The sequence below is a fragment of the Hydrogenophaga sp. genome (assembly GCF_025699295.1).
Classification (GTDB): domain Bacteria; phylum Pseudomonadota; class Gammaproteobacteria; order Burkholderiales; family Burkholderiaceae_C; genus Hydrogenophaga.
In genome coordinates, this window is the sequence record NZ_JAILWB010000009.1 from 33,499 (window position 1) to 46,684 (window position 13,186).

A 13,186-nucleotide genomic window follows, 5' to 3' on the forward strand; every position below is an offset into this window, starting at 1 on the left:
TCGGCGGTGGGGTGGCGCGGCGCGCGCGCCAGGCTTGCTCACGGGGGTGGAGCTTGTGCTTGTGCGTCGCGCGTGGCCTGCTGCTCCTGCAGTTCGCGCCACATCACCTTGCCGCTGCCCGAGCGGGGCAGCGCATCCACGAATTCCACAATGCGCGGGCTCTTGTAGGCGGCCATGTGGCCGTGCGCCCAGTGGATCACGTCCTGCTCGCTGACGTGGCCACGCTGCTCCGGGCGTAGCACCACCAGCGCCTTGACGCTTTCGCCGCGGCGGTCGTCGCGCACGCCGATCACGCAGGCCTCCTGGATCGCCGGGTGGTGGTACATGAGCGCCTCCACCTCGGCTGGCCATACCTTGTAGCCACTGGCATTGATCATGCGTTTGAGGCGATCCGTCATGTAGAAGTAGCCGTCCGCGTCGACGTGGCCGAGGTCGCCGGTGCGCAGGAAGCGCTTGCCATCGATCTCGATGAAGGATTCGCGCGTAGCCTGTGGATTGCGCCAGTAGCCCTGCATCACCTGCGGGCCGTGCATCACGATCTCGCCGGTGTGCCCGGGCGGGAGCTCGGCCAGGGTGTCAGGGTCCAGCACGCGGGCGTCGACATCGAATACCGGAATGCCCAGGCACTGCGGTCTGGGTCGGTGCAGCGGGTTGATGTGGGTCGCTGCCATGGTCTCGGACATGCCGTAGCCCTCGATGTAGTCCAGTCCGGTGAGCGCCTTCAGCCGCGCGGCCACCGCGTCGGGCATGGCCGCGCCGCCACCGCGGATGCAGGCCAGGCTGGAGAGGTCGAGCTGGCCGATTTCCGGGTGGGCCAGGAAGTCGATCACCATGGTCGAGATCGCCTGCCACACGGTGACGCGGTAGCGCGCCATGCAGATGGCAGCCGCTTCGCGATCCCAGCGCGCCAGCACCACGATGGTGGCGCCGGCGTAGAGCGGGCCGTTGAGGCTGCCCGAAAGACCGGTGACGTGGAAGAACGGCAGAACGGCCAGGCAGACCGAGTCCTGCGATGTGCCGAACCAGCGCGCCCCGCCCACCAGGGTGCTCATCACACTGCGGTGCGTGTGCATGCAACCCTTGGGCAGGCCGGTGGTGCCCGAGGTGTAGGGCATGGCGCACAGGTCGTCGGGACCGGTGGTGAGCGGTCCCGGTGTGCATGCAGCGGCCAGCACGTCGGCCCAGGCGATGATGCCCGGGGCGCTCAGGGGCTCGCGCGGCGCGGTCACGAAGTCGGGCACGCGCAGGTCGGTGGGCGCGCGCAGGTAGTCGCTGTAGGTGGCCACGATCAGGTGGCGCAGGGTGCCGTCGCGGCCCGCACCATCCGCGCCCTCGGGCGCATGCAGGGGGCGCAACTGCGGCAGCAGGTCCTGCGCCACGAAGGCCACCGTGGCGCCGCTGTCGCGCACGCAGTGGCGCAGTTCCTCCACGCGGTTCATCGGGTTGACCGGCACCACGACGGCGTTGGCGCGAAGGATGCCGTAGAAGGCCAGCACCCACTGCGGGCTGTTCTGCATGCACAGCAATACCCGGTCACCCGGCTGCACGCCGCACACCTGCTGCAGGTGGCCCGCCACCTGTTCGGCCTCGCGCAGGAACTGCGCGTAGCTCAGGGGCGTGTCGTAGAACACGATGAAGGGCTTGTCGGGGTAGCGCGCGGCCGACACCTCGACGTTGTGGAACACGCTGGTCTGCGGCAGCGTGAGGTGCCGTGGCAGGCCGGGGGGCCAGTGGGCCGAAGGCAGGGATTTCATGCGGGCAGATTGCAGTCGATGGGGTATGACATATATTCCGCCAAGCAGAATTTACGATGACGGCCTTCAATATACGGTTCATGTCGTGGAGCTGTAAACGGCGGTCAGGGAAAGCGAGCATGGGGAAGAGGCTGGTCGCAGCATAGAATTCCGACCAGCGGAATAATGGCCCTGAAATTTCGTGGCCACCCTCCCGCTACGGAGATCCCCCCATGGGCCGCCAGCGTCACGCTCCTTCAATACCTCTTGCCGACACCGACCCCGCGCAGGACCGCCGCTTCGTCACCGCGCTGGCGCGGGGTCTGAGCCTGCTGCGCTGTTTCGGTCCGTCCGACCGCTGGCTGGCGCACCAGGAACTGGCGCGCCGTGCTGGCCTGCCACAGGCGACGGTTTCGCGCCTGACGTTCACCCTCACCAGCCTGGGCTATCTGCGCCACCGCGCCGCCACCGGCGAATACGCGCTCAGCCCGGCGGTGCTGTCGCTGGGATTCAGCGTACTGTCCAATTTCCAGGTCGGGCGCATCGCCCGTCCGTTCATGGAGTCTCTCGCCGAGCACACCCAGGCGGCCGTCTCGCTCGGCGTGCGGCACGATACCTCGGTGGTGTACGTGGCGCATTGCCGCAGTACGGCGCGCCTGATCCTCGGGCTGGACGTGGGCACGCGCCTGCCGTTCGCCGAAACCGCCATGGGCCGCGCGATCTGGTGCGCGTCGGACCCAGGCATGCGTGCACTGATGTCGCGCCGGCTGCAGGTGCAGGACGCCACGCGCTGGAGCGCGCGCAAAGCCGCCCTGCACCGCGCCGAGGTCGACGTGGCCGCGCGCGGCTACGTGGCGTCCGAGTCGGAGTGGGAAAGCGACATTGCCGCCATCGGCGTGGGCATCGATCTCGGTGACGGACGCGAGCCGCTGGCGCTCACCGTGGGCGGTCCGGCTTCGCGGCTGCAGGGTGCCTTGCTGCACGAGGACTTCGGTCCGGCGCTGGTGCGCACGGGGCGCGAGATCGTGGCGGCGATCCAGGCGGCGGGCTGGGAGGATTGAACACCCCCGCCGCGCTTCGCGCTACCCCCTCAAGGGGGCGGTACTGGCCGTCCGGCAAAGCCGGCCCGGCGGTGCCTCTGGAAAAAGGCACTTCGCTCAGCCACCCATGAAAAACGCCACCGCGAGGGTGGCGTCTGGATGCTGCAAGCGCGCGGTCAGTGCACGACCTGGGCCAGTTCACCCCTGGCGTACTTGGCGGCCACCACCTGCAGGCTCTCGCCCTTGATCTTGCTGCCCTGGCCTTCGCAACCGAATTCGAGGTAACGCGCCTTGCAGACCTGCCTGGCGGCTTCGCGCGCGGGCTTGAGCCACTCGCGGGCATCGAACTTGTCCGGGTTCTCGGCCAGGAACTTGCGCACCGCGCCGGTCATGGCCAGGCGGATGTCGGTGTCGATGTTGATCTTGCGCACGCCGTGCTTGATGGCTTCCTGGATCTCCTTGACCGGCACGCCGTAGGTTTCCTTCATCTTGCCGCCGTACTGGTTGATGATGGCCAGCAGTTCGGGGGGCACGGAAGACGAGCCGTGCATCACCAGGTGGGTGTTGGGAATGCGCTGGTGGATTTCCTTCACGCGGCTGATGGCCAGGATGTCGCCGGTGGGCGGGCGGCTGAACTTGTACGCGCCGTGGCTGGTGCCGATGGCGATGGCCAGCGCGTCGAGTTGCGTGGCCTTGACGAACTGCGCAGCTTCTTCCGGGTCGGTCAGCATCTGGCTGTGGTCCAGCTTGCCTTCGGCGCCGATGCCGTCTTCCTCGCCGGCTTCACCGGTCTCCAGGTTGCCCAGGCAGCCGAGTTCGCCTTCCACGGTGACCCCGACCTTGTGCGCCATCTCCACCACCTTGCGGGTGACGTCGGTGTTGTAGTCGAACGATGCCGGCGTCTTGCCGTCTTCCATCAGCGATCCGTCCATCATCACCGAGCCGAAGCCCAGGTTGATGGCGCCTTCGCAGACCTTGGGCGAGGTGCCGTGGTCCTGGTGCATGACCAGAGGGATGTGCGGGTAGGCCTCCATCGCCGCCTGGATCAGGTGCTTGATGAAGGGTTCGCCGGCGTATTTGCGGGCACCGGCGCTGGCCTGCAGGATCACCGGCGCGCCGACTTCGTCGGCCGCGGCCATCACGGCCTGCACCTGTTCGAGGTTGTTGACGTTGAAAGCCGGAATGCCATAGCCGTTGGCGGCGGCGTGGTCGAGCAGTTCGCGCATGGAAACGAGCGCCATGAGATTCCCCTTGAGCAGTTGGTAACCGTGATGTAACCCGGCATTTTACTTGGGGCCGTGATGCGGAATGTGAGGCTTCGTGCCATTTCGCATGCGTTTTCATCCGGCCTTCATGTGCGCCCGCCAGACTGCGCCGAACCTCGGACACCGCCATGGCCGCACTCGACTCCCTGCTCTTTCTCTGGATCAATGCCACGGCGGACACGCCGCCGTGGTTGCTCGTGCTGGCGCGGTGGATGTCCACCGACCTGCCCACCCTGGCGTTGCTGGGCATCCTGCCACTGGCCCTGGCGGGGCGCGGTGGGCGCCGGCAGTTGCTCGGGGCTTGTCTGGCGATGGCACTGGCCTGGCTGGCGGTGCGCGGCGTGCGCGAAGTCGTGCACGTGGCGCGGCCGTTCGAACTCGGGCTGGGGGTGCAGTGGCTTGACCACGCCGCCACCGCTGGTTTTCCCAGCTTTCATGCGGCCGTCGCGGGCGCCTGGGCGGCGGGGCTGGTGGCATTCGCCCGCCAGCGCTGGCGCCCATGGCTGGCCGTGTCTGGCGGCACGGCGCTGGCGATCGCATGGAGCCGGGTGTTCCTGGGCCTGCACTTCGTCTCGGACATCGCCGCGGGCCTGTTGCTGGGTGCGATGTGCGCGCTCGTCGCGCGCCAGCTGATGGGCGGGTACGGCCGCAGCCGCCGTGCCGTGCTGCCGGCAACCTGACACCCCTCGTTACAACGCCGGGGGAACCGCGGCGCTGCAACAAGGAGTCCTTTCCGGGGCCTGCCCCCTCACTTCCTGCCCCGGAAAGGATCCCGCCATGCCCCGTTGTTCCCTGTCCGTGACCCTGAGCGCCGCCAGCCTGCTTCTGTTGCCGGCGCTCTTGCAGGCCCAGGTCACGCTCAAGCCCGACGGCCAGTGGCGCTACCTGCTGACGGCCGGCGCCAATGTCTCCTCCGGCAACAACAACGCGAGCTCGCTGAATCTGGCGGCCGAGGCGGCGCGCCAGACCACGTACGACAAATGGACCTGGGGCGCGAAGGCCGATCATGCGTGCAACGACGGCGTGGCCACCACGGAGCGTTACGGCCTGCGAACCCAGTACGACCGCGACTTCTCCGTCGACGTGTCCGCCGGCCTGGGCTACACGAACGACCGCTATGTAGTGGCCACCGACGCCGAGGGCGCCATGCGCGAGCGCTATGGCCGGATGGAACTGGTGCTGTCGGAGGAGGCTACCGCTATGACAGCGACCCCGGCACCAACGTCGAGAAGGCCCACGCGCTGTTCGTGACAGGCGTCTCCATGCGGATCGACTGAACTGGCCCCCACGCTCCACCGCTGCGCGGGTCGCTGCCCCCCGAGGGGGCTGATCCGGCTTGGGGCGGCCCGGCGCCGGATCGGCAGAGCCCCGACGCTCCACCGCTGCGCGGGTCGCTGGCCCGCGCGGAGGCTGGTGCCGTCAGGCCGCCCGGCAGATCTTGAGTGTGTTGGTGCCGCCGGGCTGGCCCATGGGCTCGCCCACGGTGATGGCGTACACGTCGCCGGTGTGCACGATGCCGCGCTTGCTCAGGTGCGCCTCGGCGTCGGCCAGCGCGGTGTCGCGATCGGTGCTGGTGTCCATGAGCAGCGGGCGCACGTTGCGGTAGAGCGTCATGCGGCGCTGGGTCGAGAGGTTGGGCGTCATGGCATAGATCGGCATGCGCACGTTGTGCCGGCTCATCCACAGTGCGGTGGAGCCCGAGTCGGTCAGTGCCACGATGGCCTTGGCGCCCAGGTGGTGCGCGGTGAAGAGCGCACCCATGGCAATGGACTGGTCGATGCGCTTGAATGTCTTGCCCCGGAAGTCGGCGCTCAGCTCGCTGTATTCGGCCTTTTCCGCCTCCGAGCAGATGTTGGCCATCTCCAGCACGGTCTCCAGCGGGTACTTGCCGGCGGCGGTCTCGGCGCTGAGCATCACTGCGTCGGTGCCGTCGAGCACGGCGTTGGCCACGTCGCTCACCTCCGCGCGCGTGGGCACCGGGTTGACGATCATCGACTCCATCATCTGCGTGGCGGTGATCACCACCTTGTCCATCTCGCGGGCCATCTTGATCATGTGCTTCTGCAGGCCCGGCACCGCCGCGTTGCCGACCTCCACCGCGAGGTCGCCGCGCGCGACCATGATGCCGTCGGAGACCTTGAGGATGCTGGCCAGCTCGGGGATGGCTTCGGCGCGCTCGATCTTGGCGATCAGGGCCGGCTTGTGGCCAAGGGCCGCGCCTGCCACGTTGCACAGCTGGCGGGCCAGTTCCATGTCCGTCGCGTTCTTCGGAAAGCTCACCGCCACGTAGTCGGCCTTCAGGCCCATGGCGGTCTTGATGTCGTCCATGTCCTTGGCGGTCAGCGCCGGCGCGGTCAAACCACCACCCTGCTTGTTGATGCCCTTGTTGTTGGACAGTTCGCCGCCGAGCCTGACGGTGGTGTGCACGGCCGGGCCGACCACCCTGTTGATGGTGAGCACGATCAGGCCGTCGTTGAGCAGCAGCGTGTCACCGGCCTTCACGTCGCGCGGCAGTTCCTTGTAGTCCAGGCCCACGCCTTCGATGTCGCCCGGCTCGGTGCGCGAGGCGTCGAGCACGAAGGGCTGACCTGGCTCGAGCATGACCTTGCCCTGCTCGAACTTGCCGACCCGGATCTTCGGGCCCTGCAGGTCGGCCATGATGCCGACCTCGCGGCCGGCGCGCTGCGCGGCCGCGCGCACCAGCTCGGCGCGGTCGATGTGGTCCTGCGCGGTGCCGTGCGAGAAATTCAGCCGCACCACGTTGACGCCGGCGCGAATCATTTTTTCCAGCAGGTCGGGATCGCTCGAGGCAGGACCGAGGGTGGCGACGATCTTGGTGGCGCGCAAGGGCATGGGGGCTGTCTCCGGGGGGAAGTGGATGGGCGGCCGACGGGCCGTTCTGTAATTTGGTTTCAATTATCTGTGAAACCGGTTACGAGCCGGGTACAGCATCGGCGCGCCGCAGCGGGCAATTGAGAACTTACGTACACGGACGCAATGGACTATGCTGTTGAAACACCGCGTTACATCGCGGCGCACCAGGGATCAAGGCAGGCACGACCGCAAGAGAAGAGTCGGACCAACGTGTGGGTGATGGAGCCCTCATGAACACGGACAAGAATCTGCTGGCGGTGGTTCAGGCGTCGGAGCCGGTGACTGGCGGGGCATCCAGGCCCCAGTTGCCGCTGGGGCTGTTGTTTGACGAGCAACCCACGGCTTTGATCGTGGCGCGGGAATCGGACGGACTGATCATTGCTGCCAACCGGGCCTGGTCGGCCCTGACCGGCATCGGCGCCGAACAGGCCGTCGGCAAGACCAGCGTGCAGGCGGGCGTCTGGGCCGAAGAGGCCGACCGACAGCGTTTCCTGCGCCAGATGGACGATGAAGACGTCCTGTACACCGTTCGCCTGCCCACGGGCGCGACGCGCCAGGTGCGCACGCGCGTTGCCAGGCTGCAGTACCTGGGCGAGGCCTACCTGCTGGTGAGCGTGACCGACGCCGACCGCGAGGTCGCGGCCGAGGCCGCCCGTGCCGAAACCGAGGCCCATCTTCGGCAGTCCAACCTGATGCTGCAGGCGCAAGTGGAACTGCACCAGGCCATCGAGAAGCTGGCCCGCGTGGGGTCCTGGACGAATGTGCGCGGGTCGGACACGGTGGCCTGGTCCGAAGGCCTGTACGGTGTCGTGGGCCGCGTCCCCGACGAGCAGCAACTGGTCAAGCGCGTGGCGCGCAGCGGCATCCACCCGGACGACCTGCGGGCGTGGACGGCGGCGCGCGAGGCGCTGGACGGGCGGGAACTCGACTTTCGCTGGGTGATGCCCGACGGGCGACAGCGCTGGCTGCGCACGCGCATGAGCACCACCCGCGTCGAGGGCAACCCCGAGACCGACTATGGCGTGGTGCAGGATGTGACCGCCGAGCGCGAGGCCATCCAGCGCCTGCAGCAACAGCTCTCGCTGTTGCAGAACGTGGCTGCGCGCGTGCCCGGCCTGATGTATCAGGCGAGGCTGCAGCCCGGTGGCCGCAGCGTCTTCTCCTTCGTGAGCGAGGTCGTGCGCGACATGCTGGGGGTGGATCCCGGGGCCCTGCGGCAGGACGCGCGTGAAATCTTCCGCCACCTGCACCCCGACGACCGGCCGGGCGTGGTCGAGTCGCTGCGGGCCGCGACCGCGGCGATGCGGATCTGGCGCCACACCATGCGCTTCAACCTGCCCACGGGCGAGCAGCGCTGGTACAGCGTGGAGGCCGTTCCGAACCGGGAGAGCGACGGCACGGTGGTCTGGCACGGCTTCACCTGGGACGTGACCGATGCGCGGCGGGCGGAGCAGAAGCTGCAGCAGCAGCACCGCATGCTTGAGGCCGTTCGGGTTGCCCAGTCTCTCTACATCTCCGACGAGGGCAATCCACAGGTGTTCGACACGCTGCTGGACAACCTCCTCAAGGCGAGCGGCAGCGAGAACGGTTTCATCGTCGAAGTGCAGGCTGGTTCGGCGGATCACGCCAGCAACCACGAGCCCATGCTGGGCCGGTTGCTGGCGCCGCAGGCGCTGGCGGGTCGCGAGGCCAACCTGGAGGGCACGCTGGTCTGCAGAGCGATCGAAAGTGGTCAGCCCTTCGTGCACAACCAGGCCTGCGCGAGCACCGGGCTTGAACAGATCGAGGGATGGCCGTCCTCTTCTCCGAATCTGGTGCTGATCCCGCTGGTGGTGGAGCGGCAGGTGCGTGCCGTCGTCGGCCTGTGCCACCACCCGGAGGGCTACCAGCTGGAGCATGTCGAATTCCTGCAGCCGTTGCTGGGTGTCGTGCGCCAGTTGCTGGTGGCGCGGCAGCACCATGCCGAGCGCGAACGTGCCGTGCGCACGCTGGAGGTCACTTCCGCCGCACTGGTGGAGCGCACGGCGGCCCTGCAGGTCACGCTCGACAGCATGAGCCAGGGGCTGGCCAAGATCGAGCGCGATGGTACTGTCTCGTTCTACAACCGCCGCATGCTGGAGATGCTCGATCTGCCCGAGGACATGATGGCCGGCCGACCGTCGCACGCCGCGGTCTCCGCCTTCATGGCCGCGCGCGGCGATTTCGGCGAGAACTACCAGCTGGTTGACGCCAACGGCCGCGACTACGTGACCCTGCGCGGACAGGCGTCGGTGCCGGACAAGTACCTGCGCCGAACCCGGGACGGGCGGGTGCTGGAGGTGGGCACGCGCATGCTCGACGACGGCGCGGCCGTCAGGACGATCACCGACGTCACCTCCTACATCGCGGTCCAGGAATCACTGGGCGCGGAGCGCCAGCGCCTGGCCTGGATCCTGGAGGCCACGCGGCCCGGCGTCTGGGAGGTCAACCTGGGCACGGACGAGCTGACGATCAACGATCGCTGGGCGGAGATCCTGGGCTATTCGCGGGACGAGCTGCAACTGCGGCACAACCGCGACTGGGAGTATCTGGCGCACCCGGACGATCTTGTGCGCGCCAACGCGCTGCGCGACCGCCACATCGCCGGTGAGCTGCCCTACTACGAATGCGACTTGCGCCTGCGGCACAAGGAAGGCCACTGGGTCTGGGTCAATGCGCGCGGACGGGTGCACCGGCGCGACGAGGACCAGCGCGCGCTCTTCATGTCGGGCACCCACATCGACATCACCGACCGCGTGGCGGCGCAGGAAGAGGTGCGCGCGCTCAATGCCAGCCTGGAGCAGCGGGTGGAGGAGCGCACCGCGGCGCTGGAGCGATCGATGCGCGACATGGAGGCCGTGTCGTACTCGATCGCGCACGACCTGCGCGCGCCGCTGCGCTCGGTCAACGGGTTCGCCGCGGTGATTGCCGAGGAAGACGAGGCCGGTTTGAGTCCGGGCGCACGCGACATGTTCGGCCGAATCGTCAAGGCCTCGCGCAACATGGGGCAGATGCTGACCGACATGCTCGAAGTGCTGCGGGTGGTGCGGGTGGAGCTGCAGCCGGTGCCTGTGGACATGCGCACGCTGGCACTGGAGGTGGCGGAGAGCCTGTCGCCCCAGTTGCGCAATGCCCGCATCGACATTGGACCGCTGCCACCGGCCATGGGCGACGCGGCGTTGCTGCGTCAGGTGCTGAGCAACCTGCTGGACAACGCGCTGAAGTACTCGTCGCAACAGGCCGAGCCGGTGATCCAGGTCGGCCATGACGCCATCCGCAACGCCTACTACGTCCGCGACAACGGCCTGGGCTTCGACATGGCCCACGCGGGCAAGCTGTTCGGCATGTTCCAGCGGCTGGGCCATGGCGGCGACGTACCGGGCCTGGGCGTGGGGCTGGCCATCGTGGCGCGCATCATCGAGCGGCACAACGGCCGCGTATGGGCCGAGTCCGACGTGGGCCAGGGTGCCACGTTCTGGTTCCGGATTCCTTCACCCGGGCCCGGTGTCGGCTGACACTGTCGGCACCCGCGCCGGCAGCTCGGCCTGCACACAGGTGCCGCTGCCGGGCGTGCTCGTGACGTCCAGGCGCCCGGCGTGCGACTCCACCCGCACCCGCATGCCCATCAGGCCGTGGTGGCCAGCGGGCACGGATTCGGTGTCGAAGCCCAGACCGTCGTCGCGCACGAGCACGCGCACCCAGGTGCCGGTTTGCCCCAGTTCCACCAGCACCTGGCGCGCCTGCGCGTACTTGCGCACATTGGTCAGCGACTCCTGCACCAGGCGGTACACGGTGAGCTCGGCGTCCTTGTCCAGTTCGACCGGCGAGAGGTGCATGTGCACCGGTATGCCCAGCCCGGTGCCCGCGTCCCGGCACAGCATGTCCAGCGCGGGTATCAGGCCCAGCTGGTCGAGCGAGGAGGGACGCAGGTGTTCGACGATGCGCCGCTTCACGGCAATGCCCTCGTTGAGCCGCAACTCGATGCCGGCAAGCCGCTCCAGCGCCGCGGCGGGCACGTCGGGCACGCGACGCAGGCGCGCGATCTCCAGCTTCATCGCGGTGAGCAGGCCGCCCATCTCGTCGTGCAGTTCCCGTGCGACGCGACCGCGCTCGTCCTCGCGCGCATGCACATGGTGGCCGGCCAGATTGCGCAGGGCTGTTGTGCGCAGGGCCACCTGGGTCGTCAGGCGCTCGTGTTCCTGCGCTTCGCGCCGATCGCTTTCGCGCAACTGGCGCAGGAACAGCAGCAGCGCCACCACCGCCAGCAGCACAAGGCCGTGCAGGGCGACGCGGTTGATCAGCAGGGCGTCGTAGAGCGAAACACGGGCCATGGTCTGGATGGCCGCCGCCCGCTCCAGCACGAATTCGAACTCCTGGCGCAACTCGGCATAGCGAAGTCGTCCCTGATCGCCGCTGGCCAGTTCCTGGGCCCGGGCCGCTCGCCCCTGTTCGGCCAGGCGCACCCATTGCTCCAGCGTGGCCGCGCGTGCGTCGATGTGCTGGCCGACATCGCCCAGGGCCAGGGTGCGCTGTGGGTCCAGATCGGTCAGCAGCTGGAATACGCCCTTGCGCACGCTCTCCATCTCGTTGATGGCTTCTCGGTAGTTTTCGAGGTCGCCCGCGTCGGTGCTGTTGATGTAGGCACGCGCTGCGGTTTCGGCGTCGGTCAGCGTCTGCAGCGTGCGCGCGGCCTGCAGGCGTGCATCGGTCAGGGTGATGCCCTGCGCAAGGGTGGAGCGCGAATGCTGGTAGGTGCTTTCGGTGATCGCCATGGTGATCACCGCCAGTGCCACGATGATGGGCATCGCGTAGTGCGTGCGGACCACCCGATTGATGGACGACTTGATCATCACGGCGTTGTAGCACGTGGGCCGAGAGCTTGCCGCTCAGCGCTGGAGGCCGGCAGGCGCGCCTGCACCCGCGTGCCTTCTCCCGGAACCGATGTCACTGCAAAACGGCCGCCGAGCGACTCGATGCGATGCCGCAGGTTCTTCAGACCAAGGGCGGACGCCGAGCCCGCGGGGCCGGCGAACCCCTGGCCGTTGTCGGCAAGTGTCAGCACGAACTCCGTGCCGGTGCTGGTCAGCGACACGTCCACCCGGGTCGCGTGGGCATGCTGCTCGATGTTGGACAGCGCGCCCTGCACCACCGAGAACAGTGCCTGCCGGGCCGCTTCGTCCGCCACCGCCCCTGCCTGCAGCTGCAGCGCAACGGGCACACCGGTCCGCTCTTCGAACTCGAGCGCGCGCTGCTCGATCGCGGCCTGCAGGCCGAGGTGGTGCAGCGCGACGGGCATGAGACTCTCCATCAGGCGCCGCTTCATGTCGATGCCCTGGTCCAGCGTGGCGCCCAGGTGCTGCAGGCGCGTGGCCACGTCCGCCGTCGGCGTCGTCAGTGCGTGGTGCAGGCGAGTCAGGTCGAGCTTGGCGGCGGTCAGCAACGCGCCGAGTTCGTCGTGCAGCGCACGCGCGAGCCCGCTGCGTTCGTCGTCGCGCAATTCCTGCAGGCTCAGGTTGAGCCGGGCAAGCTCCCCGGTGCGCAGGCGCACCTGCTGCTCCAGCAGATCGCGCTCGGTTTGCAACTGGCGCGCGTGATCGAGCTGACTGGCCTGCAGCGCTGCGTTCTTGCGCAGGAAAAAGATGTAGGCCAGAAGGCTGAGCAGGGTGAGCGCGTGCACGCCTACCCGGCCCGCGCCCAGGATACGGAGGATGTCAGCGCGTTCTCCCGCGACGCGGCGCTCCTCGGTGAGCAGCAGCACGTCGGCAATGCGGCGCGCGCTCTCCATCTTCTCGCGCCCGATGTCGGTCAGCAGCAGGCCTTTCCAGCTGTCGTGCAGCCCCTCGTTGTACAGCGAGATGGTCTCCGACACTTCGGACGCCTTCTCCAGCACGCGTTGCTCGAGCGCATCCACCAACCCCAGGAGTTCGGGGTCGCTGCGGTGGTGTTCGCGCAGCCGGCTGATGGCATGCGCCATGTCGGTCTCCGCTGCCGTGTAGGGAGCCAGGTACTGCGCGCGGCCGGTGAGCAGGTAGCCGCGCTGGGCGGTTTCGACGTCGAGCAGGCGGCGCATCACGGTCTGCACCGCGGTGCGTGCGTTGTCGCGCCCACCCATGCTGAACAGCGAGTCCAGCGCACGCTGGTAGGTCCATTCCGATCCCGCAAAGACCGCGAGCGCCAGCAGCATTGCCAGCACAGTCGCCAGTGGCGTTCCCCACTGTGCGTTGCGCCAGGGCTGTGCGAAGGACATCGGCGGGCG

At 68.3% G+C, this 13,186-nt stretch carries 9 protein-coding genes; 4 read left to right on the forward strand and 5 right to left on the reverse strand.

The features are described 5' to 3' along the window. Nucleotides 1-38: 38 nt before the first annotated feature. The gene (locus K5880_RS10810) at nucleotides 39-1,754 is read right to left on the reverse strand and encodes a long-chain fatty acid--CoA ligase (RefSeq protein ID WP_297651556.1); all 1,716 of its coding nucleotides are present in this window, start codon (nucleotides 1,752-1,754) and stop codon (nucleotides 39-41) included. Between the two features lie 212 nt (nucleotides 1,755-1,966). On the opposite strand from K5880_RS10810, the gene K5880_RS10815 reads away from it, so the two are divergent. Further along, nucleotides 1,967-2,794: an IclR family transcriptional regulator gene (locus K5880_RS10815; RefSeq protein WP_297651558.1), complete on the forward strand. Its 828-nt coding sequence runs from the start codon at nucleotides 1,967-1,969 to the stop codon at nucleotides 2,792-2,794. Between the two features lie 155 nt (nucleotides 2,795-2,949). On the opposite strand, the gene fba is transcribed toward K5880_RS10815, so the two are convergent. Next, nucleotides 2,950-4,014, reverse strand: coding sequence for a class II fructose-bisphosphate aldolase (gene fba, locus K5880_RS10820; RefSeq protein ID WP_297651561.1), 1,065 nt, complete (start codon nucleotides 4,012-4,014; stop codon nucleotides 2,950-2,952). 152 nt (nucleotides 4,015-4,166) lie between these two features. Here fba and K5880_RS10825 point away from each other — a divergent pair, with 152 nt between their 5' ends. Together K5880_RS10825 and K5880_RS10830 are read left to right on the forward strand one after the other, a co-directional pair. After that, nucleotides 4,167-4,718, forward strand: a complete 552-nt coding sequence (locus tag K5880_RS10825; RefSeq protein ID WP_297651563.1) for a phosphatase PAP2 family protein — start codon at nucleotides 4,167-4,169, stop codon at nucleotides 4,716-4,718. 97 nt (nucleotides 4,719-4,815) lie between these two features. Further along, the gene (locus K5880_RS10830; protein WP_297651565.1) at nucleotides 4,816-5,289 is read left to right on the forward strand and encodes a DUF481 domain-containing protein; all 474 of its coding nucleotides are present in this window, start codon (nucleotides 4,816-4,818) and stop codon (nucleotides 5,287-5,289) included. A 168-nt stretch (nucleotides 5,290-5,457) separates the two neighbouring features. Here the strand turns inward: K5880_RS10830 and pyk are convergent, their stop codons facing one another. Continuing rightward, complete coding sequence (gene pyk, locus K5880_RS10835; RefSeq protein ID WP_297651567.1) at nucleotides 5,458-6,891, reverse strand: pyruvate kinase; 1,434 nt, start codon at nucleotides 6,889-6,891, stop codon at nucleotides 5,458-5,460. A gap of 251 nt (nucleotides 6,892-7,142) precedes the next feature. Here pyk and K5880_RS10840 point away from each other — a divergent pair, with 251 nt between their 5' ends. Further along, nucleotides 7,143-10,445 (forward strand): PAS domain-containing protein, encoded by a 3,303-nt coding sequence (locus K5880_RS10840; RefSeq protein ID WP_297651569.1) that lies wholly within the window; start codon nucleotides 7,143-7,145, stop codon nucleotides 10,443-10,445. On the opposite strand, the gene K5880_RS10845 is transcribed toward K5880_RS10840, so the two are convergent. Together K5880_RS10845 and K5880_RS10850 are read right to left on the reverse strand one after the other, a co-directional pair. After that, nucleotides 10,422-11,780 (reverse strand): ATP-binding protein, encoded by a 1,359-nt coding sequence (locus tag K5880_RS10845; protein ID WP_297651571.1) that lies wholly within the window; start codon nucleotides 11,778-11,780, stop codon nucleotides 10,422-10,424. The two genes, K5880_RS10840 and K5880_RS10845, sit on opposite strands and share 24 nt — an antisense overlap. Continuing rightward, nucleotides 11,780-13,177, reverse strand: a complete 1,398-nt coding sequence (locus tag K5880_RS10850) for a CHASE3 domain-containing protein (RefSeq protein WP_297651573.1) — start codon at nucleotides 13,175-13,177, stop codon at nucleotides 11,780-11,782. Before K5880_RS10850 ends, K5880_RS10845 begins: the two co-directional genes overlap by 1 nt. Nucleotides 13,178-13,186: the final 9 nt, after the last annotated feature.